The following is a 7,258-nucleotide window of genomic DNA, read 5'->3' on the forward strand; positions in this document are numbered from 1 at the left end:
TGCCGCACAAGCGCCTGGTGCGCGAGGTCGAGCGGCTGTTTCGCGTCAGCGCCACTTTCTTCTGACGCTTGGCGCGCCACCGTCCTGCCATGTCCGACCTGCTGCCCGTCCTGCGCGTCCTGGGGGCACTGCTGGCCATGTTCGCCCTGTCCATGGGCGTGCCGCTGGCCGCGTCCCTGTGGGCGGGCGAGCTGCTGTGGCACGAATATGCCCTGGCCATGGCCGTCACCCTGGGCGTGGCCGCGCTGCTGTGGTGGGGCCTGCACGAGCACCGGCGCGAGCTGCTGCCGCGCCACGGCGTGCTGCTGGTGTCGCTGGTCTGGCTGGTCACGCCGTTCTTCGCGGCGCTGCCGCTGCTGCTGGTCATGGACGCGGTCGGGCGGCCGCTGTCGTTCACGCACGCGTACTTCGAGGCGGTGTCGGGCCTGACCACCACCGGCTCCACCGTGCTGTCGCGCCTGGACGAGCTGCCGCTGTCGGTGAACATGTGGCGCACCTTCATGCAGTGGATCGGCGGCATGGGCATCCTGATCCTGGCGGTGGCCATCCTGCCGGTGCTGGGCGTGGGCGGCAGCCAGCTGTTCAAGGCCGAGGCGGCCGGGCCGGTCAAGGACACCAAGCTGACCCCGCGCATGACCGAGACGGCCAAGGGCCTGTGGGGTGTGTATGTGGTGTTCTCGCTGACCTGCGCGCTGGCCTACTGGTCCGCCGGCATGACACCCGAGGACGCGGTGATGCACATGTTCGCCACGGTCAGCCTGGGCGGGCTGTCGCCGCACGATGCAAGCTTTGGCTATTTCTCTTCGCCGCTGCTGGAGTGCATCGCCCTGGTGTTCATGCTGGGGGCCAGCTGCAACTTCGCGCTGTACTTCGTTGCCCTGCGCAAGGGGCATTGGCGGGGTTTCTGGCGCGACGAGGAAATGCGCGCGACGCTGGGCGCACTGCTGGGCGGGGGGCTGCTGGTGGCGCTGCTGCTGTGGGCTAAGGGCATGTACGAACCACTGCAGGCGCTGCGCCTGGGACTCTTCCACGTCGTGTCGGTGGCCACGACCACGGGCTTCGCCACCACCGACTACCTGGCCTGGCCGGTGTTCGCGCCGGTGTTCATGCTGCTGTTGTCGGGCGTGGCCACCAGCGCCGGCTCCACGGGCGGCGGCATCAAGATGGTGCGCATGCTGATTTTGCTCAAGCAGGCGCGGCGCGAGATGACGCGCACCGTGCATCCGCGCGCCGTGCAGCCGCTGCGGCTGGGCAGCCGTGTGGTGGAGAGCCGCATGGTGTTCTCGGTGCTGGCCTTCATGCTGATGTATGGCGCCACCGTCATCACCCTGAGCATGGTGCTGCTGCTGACCGACCTGGACATGGTCACGGCGTTCTCGGCCGTGTTGGCCAGCGTGCACTGCACGGGCCCCGGCCTCGGGCTGCTCGGGCCCACTTCCAACTACGCGGTGCTGACCGACTTCCAGCTGTGGGTCTGCACCCTGGCCATGCTGCTGGGGCGGCTGGAGATCCTGAGCTTCATGGCGCTGCTCACGCCGGCCTTCTGGCGGCGCTGAAAACAGGGGAATAGTGCGTACAGGAGCGGCGCATGCCCGTCCCTACAATGGCCCGCTTCACGTCTGTACAGGGCAGCCATGGTTCCGCACCTCATCACCGCGCTCACCGGCCCGATCAACGAGCTGGAGCAGCGCATCCTCGACTCGATGCCGGCCATCGAGCGTTGGTTCCGCCTGGAGTGGATGGAGCACACACCACCGTTCTACGCTTCGGTGGACATCAGGAACGCCGGCTTCAAGCTGGCGCCGGTGGACACCAACCTGTTTCCAGGCGGCTGGAACAACCTCACCGACGAGATGCTGCCGCTGGCGGTGCAGGCGGCCATGGCGGCCATCGAGAAGATCTGCCCCGAGGCGCGCAACCTGCTGATCATCCCGGAGAACCACTCGCGCAACACCTTCTACCTGGCCAACATCGCGCAGCTGGTGCGCATCTTCAACATGGCGGGGCTGAACGTGCGCGTGGGCTCCGTCAGTCCGGAGGTGAAGAAGACCACCACCATCGAGCTGCCACACGGCGAGCGTGTGATGCTCGAGCCGGTGGCGCGCAGCCGCCACCGCCTGGGCGTCAAGCATTTCGACCCCTGCACCATCCTGCTGAACAACGACCTGTCGGCCGGCGCGCCGGGCATCCTGGAGGAGCTCTACGAGCAGTACCTGCTGCCGCCCCTGCACGCGGGCTGGAGCGTGCGCAGGAAGAGCCGCCACTTCCAGAGCTACGAGGAGGTGGCCAAGCGTTTTGGCAAGATGCTGGGCATCGACCCCTGGCTGATCAACCCGCTGTTCACTCCGGTGCAGGGGGTGGACTTCAACGAGGGCGCGGGCATGGAGCAGCTGGCCAGTGCGGTGGATGCGACGCTGGCCAAGGTGCGGCGCAAATACAAGGAATACGGCATCAACGAGAAGCCCTTCGTCGTCGTCAAGGCCGACAACGGCACTTATGGCATGGGCATCATGACGGTGCGCGATGCCAAGGAGCTCGAAGGCCTGAGCCGCAAGTCGCGCAACAAGATGGCCGTCATCAAGGACGGCCAGCCGGTGCACGACGTGATCGTGCAGGAGGGCGTGCTGACCCAGGAGCGCGTGCACCAGGCGGTGGCCGAGCCGGTGGTCTACATGATGGACCGCTACGTGGTGGGAGGCTTCTACCGCATCCATGCCGAGCGCGGCACGGACGAGAATCTGAACGCGCCGGGTGCAAGCTTCGTGCCGCTGGCCTTCCAGCACGGCACGCAGCTGCCCCAGCCCGGCGCGCAGCCCGGCGCCAGCGCCCCAAACCGCTTCTACATGTACGGCGTGGTGGCGCGGGTGGCGCTGGTGGCGGCCAGCTACGAGCTGGAGGCCACCGACCCCGAGGCCGAGGTCTACGACTGAAGCGGGCCGCGCACGGCGCAACCCCACCATGGCCGACACACGGCAGACCGACCGAAGCCGACTGCCCGCCCTGACACTGGGCGCGCTGGGCGTGGTCTATGGCGACATCGGCACCAGCGTTCTCTACACCTTGAAGGAGGTGTTCGGCTCGGGCCACGTGCCCTTCACCCCGGCCAATGTGTACGGGGTGCTGTCCATCGTGTTCTGGACGCTCACCGTCATCGTCTCGCTGAAATACGTGACGCTGGTGCTGCGCGCCGACAACCACGGCGAGGGCGGGCTGGTGGCCATGCTGGCGCTGGCCTCGCAGTCGGTCAAGGACAAGGCCCCGGCGCTGCGCAAGTGGATGCTGCTCATCGGCATTTTCGGCACCTGCCTGTTCTATGGCGATGGCGTCATCACGCCGGCGATCACGGTGTTGTCGGCGGTGGAGGGGCTGGACGTGGTCTCGCCAACGCTGCGGCGCGCGGTGATTCCGCTCACCCTGGCCATCCTGTTCCTGCTGTTCCTGGTGCAAAAGCGCGGCACGGCGGGCATCGGGCGCTTCTTCGGGCCCATCATGGTCGTGTGGTTCGTGGCCATCGCAGCCCTGGGCGGGTACCACATCGCCGGGCACCCGGAAATCCTGGCTGCACTCAGCCCGCACCACGCGCTGGGCTTCATCTGGCGGCATCCGGGCATCAGCTTCATCATCCTGGGTGCGGTGGTGCTGTGCGTGACCGGGGGCGAGGCGCTGTACGCCGACATGGGTCATTTCGGGCGCATGCCGATCCGCATCGCGTGGTTCTCGGTCGTCATGCCGGCGCTCACACTCAACTACTTTGGCCAGGGCGCGCTGCTGCTGTCGCACCCCGAGGCGGTGGCCAACCCCTTCTTCAGGATGGCGCCCGAGTGGCTGATGCTGCCGCTGGTGGGACTGGCGACGGTGGCGGCGGTGATCGCCTCGCAGGCGCTGATCTCCGGCGCCTTCAGCGTGACCAAGCAGGTCATCCAGCTGGGCTACCTGCCGCGCCTGAAGATCCGCCACACCAGCACGCGCGACACCGGGCAGATCTACCTGCCGTTCGTCAACTGGAGCCTGTTTGCCATGATCGTGCTGGCGGTGGTGCTGTTTCGCTCCTCGTCCAACCTGGCGGCGGCCTACGGCATCGCGGTGACGCTGGACATGACCATCACCACCGTGCTGACCTTCTTCGTGGTGCGCTACGGCTGGAACTACCCCCTGGCGCTGGCGCTGGCGGCGACCGGCTTCTTCCTGGCGGTGGACCTGGCGTTCTTCAGCTCCAACCTGCTCAAGCTCATCGAGGGCGGCTGGTTCCCGATCCTGATCGGCGCGGCCGTGTTCACGCTGATGACCACCTGGAAGGACGGCCGTGCGCTGCTGACCGAGACGCTGCGCCAGTCCTCGGTGGACCTGCCGTCCTTTCTGGCAGCCATCTTCGTCAGCCCGCCGGCGCGCGTGGCGGGCACGGCGGTGTTCCTGTCGGCCGAGCCGGGCGCGGTGCCCAACGCGCTGATGCACAACCTGAAGCACAACAAGGTGTTGCACGAGCAGAACCTGTTCGTCACCGTGCGCAGCCACGAGGTGCCCTGGATAGGCATGGCCGAGCGGCTGCAGGTGCAGGCGCTCGGCCACGGCTGCTGGCAGGTGGTGGTGCACTACGGCTTCAAGAACGACCCGGACCTGCCGCGCGCGCTGGGCCTGCTGGCCGACCGCCGGGTGGCGCTGGACCCGATGACCACCAGCTACTTCCTGTCGCGCGACATCGTCATCCCCACGCCCGGCTCGGGCCTGGCGCCCTGGCGCGAAAAACTGTTCGCCCATATGCACCACAGTGCCACGGCCGCGGCGGAGTTCCTGAACCTGCCAAGCAACGCCGTGGTGGAGCTGGGGTCGATGGTGGAAATCTGAAGAAAAACAGCCTGCAGCCCTTGTCTGTAAAAGAAACATCGCTATCGTTTTCAATGTGTCGCGCGTGGTCGGACACGCCGCCGGGCCAGTGCAACAATCGTCGCCCATGCGCTTCTTCAAGGACCTGAGCCTGTCGGCCGCCACGGCGGGCTTTGTCGCCGTGCTGGTGGGTTTCACCAGCTCCGTGGCCCTCGTGTTCCAGGCGGCCCAGGCTTTTGGCGCCACGCCCGCGCAGATCACCTCCTGGATGTGGGCGCTGGGGCTGGGCATGGGGCTGTGCTCGCTGGTGCCGTCGCTGCTGCTGCGCCAGCCGGTCATGGTGGCCTGGTCCACGCCGGGCGCGGCAGTGCTGGCAGCGGCCGGCGCGACCGGGGGCTTTGGCATGGCCGAGGCCGTGGGCGCCTTCATGGCCTGCGCCGTGCTCATCGCCCTGGCCGGCGCCACGCGCTGGTTCGAGCGCGTGATGAACCGTATCCCCATGGAGATCGCCTCCGCCCTGCTCGCCGGGGTGCTGGCGCGCTTTGGCATGCAGGCCTTTGCCGCCCTGCAGACGGCGCTGCCGCTGGTGCTGGTCATGCTTGCCACCTACCTGCTGTCGCGCCGGCTGCTGCCGCGCTACGCCGTGATGCTGACGCTGGGCGCGGGCATCGCCTGGGCCGCGGCAGCGGGGCAGATGCACTGGTCGGCCGTGCATCTGGAGCTGGCGCGGCCGGTCTTCACCGCGCCGGCCTTCACCTTCCAGGCCTTCATGAGCCTCGCGCTGCCGCTGTTCATCGTCACCATGGCCTCGCAGAACCTGCCCGGCGTGGCGGTGATGCGCGCCACCGGCTACCAGCTGCCGGTCTCGCGCCTGATCACCATGACCGGGCTGGCCACGCTGGTGCTGGCACCGTTCGGCGCCTTTGCATTGAACTTCAGCGCCATCACCGCCGCCATCTGCATGGGGCCCGAGGCGCACCCCGAGCGCGAGCGCCGCTACACGGCGGCGGCCGTGTGTGGGCTGCTGTATGTGCTGGTGGGCATCTTCGGCGCAGTGGTCACCGGGCTGTTGACGGCCTTCCCGCAGGAGCTGGTGGTGGCGATCGCCGGCCTGGCGCTCCTGGGCTCCATCGGGGGCGGCCTGGCTTCGGCTCTGGCCGGGGAGGACCACCGCGAGGCGGCGCTGATCACCTTCCTGGTCACCCTGAGCGGCGTGGTCATCGCCGGCATAGGCTCGGCCTTCTGGGGCGTGGTGGCCGGCAGTGCCGCGCTGCTTGTGCAACAGTACGGGCGCGGGCGCCGCCCTGGCCGCGTCTGATGCTTCATCTCCTGGACACTCCCATGCACCTGCTCTTCGTTGCCGACCCGCTGGAACAATTCGCCATCTACAAGGACACCACCTTCGCCATGATGCGCGAGGCGCAGCGCCGCGGCCACCGCCTGGCCGCCTGCGAGCCGCGCCACCTGCACTGGCAGCGCGGCGCTCGCGTGAGCGCGCCCGTGCGGGACATCACCCTGACCGGCCGCACCGAGGGGCCCTGGTTCGAGGCGGAAGCACCGGCCGAGCGGGCCCTGGCGGACTTCGACGCCGTGCTGATGCGCAAGGACCCGCCGTTCGACAGCGAATACTTCTACGCCACGCACCTGCTCGAGCAGGCCGAGCGCGAAGGTGCGCGGGTGTTCAACCGCCCCCGGGCGCTGCGCGACCATCCGGAGAAGCTGGCCATCATGGAGTTCCCGCAGTTCATCGGGCCCACGCTGGTGACGCGGTCGGCCGAGGACATCCGCCGCTTCCATGCCGAGCATGGCGATGTGATCCTGAAGCCGCTGGACGGCATGGGCGGTGCAGGCATCTTCCGGGTAGGGCCGGACGGCATGAACCTGGGCAGCATCATCGAGACGTTGAACCAGCACGGACGCAGCAGCGTCATGGCGCAGAAGTTTTTGCCCGAGATCGCCCAGGGCGACAAGCGGGTGCTGATCATCGGCGGGAAGCCGGTGCCTTTCTGCCTGGCGCGCATCCCCCAGGGCAACGAGGTGCGCGGCAACCTGGCCGCTGGCGGCCTGGGCGTGGCCCAGCCGCTGAGCCAGCGCGATCGGGAGATGGCCGAGGCCCTCGGTCCGCTGCTGCAGGAGCGTGGTCTGCTGCTGGCCGGGGTGGACGTGATCGGCAACTGCATCACCGAAATCAACGTGACCAGCCCGACGTGCTTTCAGGAGATCCACGACCAGGCAGGCTGCGACGTGGCGGCGCTGTTCATCGATGCGCTGACAACAGCGATGAGCGAATAGATTTGCAGATGAAGATTTCGCGCTATACTTGCGGGCTGCGCTGCAATGCATCACCTGAGACGGTTCGATAAAATACAGCGCGGCGGGAAAAGCGGTCCTAAAAAACTTTCTTCCCCGGTCTTGCAACTGGCTGGATTTCTGGTGT

At 67.7% G+C, this 7,258-nt stretch carries 5 protein-coding genes; all 5 read left to right on the forward strand.

All coding sequences use genetic code 11. The annotated features are described in order from the left end of the window. The first annotated feature begins 89 nt into the window (after nucleotides 1-89). On the forward strand, nucleotides 90-1,556 hold the full coding sequence (locus RT051_RS13970; RefSeq protein WP_313077569.1) for a TrkH family potassium uptake protein: 1,467 nt from the start codon (nucleotides 90-92) through the stop codon (nucleotides 1,554-1,556). Nucleotides 1,557-1,634: 78 nt separating this feature from the next. Further along, complete coding sequence (gene gshA / locus RT051_RS13975) at nucleotides 1,635-2,930, forward strand: glutamate--cysteine ligase (RefSeq protein ID WP_313077571.1); 1,296 nt, start codon at nucleotides 1,635-1,637, stop codon at nucleotides 2,928-2,930. A 28-nt stretch (nucleotides 2,931-2,958) separates the two neighbouring features. After that, nucleotides 2,959-4,842 carry a potassium transporter Kup gene (locus tag RT051_RS13980; protein WP_313077572.1) on the forward strand — a complete coding sequence of 628 codons (1,884 nt, stop codon included), beginning with the start codon at nucleotides 2,959-2,961 and terminating at the stop codon, nucleotides 4,840-4,842. 106 nt (nucleotides 4,843-4,948) lie between these two features. Further along, nucleotides 4,949-6,139: a benzoate/H(+) symporter BenE family transporter gene (locus RT051_RS13985; protein WP_313077574.1), complete on the forward strand. Its 1,191-nt coding sequence runs from the start codon at nucleotides 4,949-4,951 to the stop codon at nucleotides 6,137-6,139. 23 nt (nucleotides 6,140-6,162) lie between these two features. Beyond that, entirely contained in the window at nucleotides 6,163-7,113 is a 951-nt protein-coding gene (gene gshB / locus RT051_RS13990; protein WP_313077577.1) for a glutathione synthase, read from the forward strand. Nucleotides 7,114-7,258 lie beyond the last annotated feature (145 nt).

Source organism: Melaminivora sp. (genome assembly GCF_032059615.1).
Taxonomy (GTDB): domain Bacteria; phylum Pseudomonadota; class Gammaproteobacteria; order Burkholderiales; family Burkholderiaceae_C; genus Melaminivora.